General features: G+C 73.1%; 1 protein-coding gene. It reads left to right on the top strand.

Annotated features, from left to right (window positions below):
• Positions 1 to 366, top strand: a 366-nt coding sequence (locus tag D183_RS0118785; protein WP_017910358.1) for an MGMT family protein, incomplete at its 5' end; no start/stop codon positions are given.
• Positions 367 to 674 lie beyond the last annotated feature (308 nt).

Below are 674 nucleotides of genomic sequence, written 5' to 3'. Positions count from 1 at the left end.
CCCGCAGCGCGCGCGTCGGCGCCTGCCGCGACGGCGGCGGCCGAGGCGCATGCGCGGATCCTGGCGACGATCCGGGCGATCCCGCCGGGCCAGGTGCGCGGCTATGGCGAGGTGGCGATGCTGGCCGGGTTGCCGGGACGTGCGCGGCTGGTGGCGCGCCTGCTCGGCGGCAATGCCGATGCCGCGCTGCCCTGGCACCGGGTGCTGCGCAGCGACGGCCGCATCGCCTTTCCGGAAGGCTCGCGTGGCTATCGCGAGCAATGTCAGCGCCTGCGCGCCGAAGGCGTGGCGGTGCAGGGCGGACGGGTGAAGCGTGCGCCGGCGCCGGCGCGCGATCTCGATGCCGAGGTGTGGGGGCCGCGCTAGCGAGGTGCGCCAGAACTGCGGGGCTAGTGTCTCGAAGCGCAGAAGACTCCGGCTGTGAAGGGCTTAGCCCCTCTCCCTGCGGGAGAGGGGTTGGGGTGAGGGTTGGGCGCGAAGCGTATGCGGTGTTTCGACTGCACGAGGCTGCGCGCCGTTACCCTCATCCGCCCCTTCGGGGCACCTTCTCCCGGAGGGAGAAGGGACGTACAAGCCCCTCTCCCTGCGGGAGAGGGGTTGGGGTGAGGGCCGGGGCGCGAAGCGCACGCGTTGTTTGGGCTGCACGAGGCTGCGCCCGTACCCTCATCCGCCCC

This window comes from Xanthomonas sp. SHU 199 (assembly GCF_000364665.1).
Classification (GTDB): domain Bacteria; phylum Pseudomonadota; class Gammaproteobacteria; order Xanthomonadales; family Xanthomonadaceae; genus Xanthomonas_A; species Xanthomonas_A sontii.
Note: the sequence above shows the minus strand (reverse complement) of the source record. Positions and strands in the feature narration are given on the sequence as shown.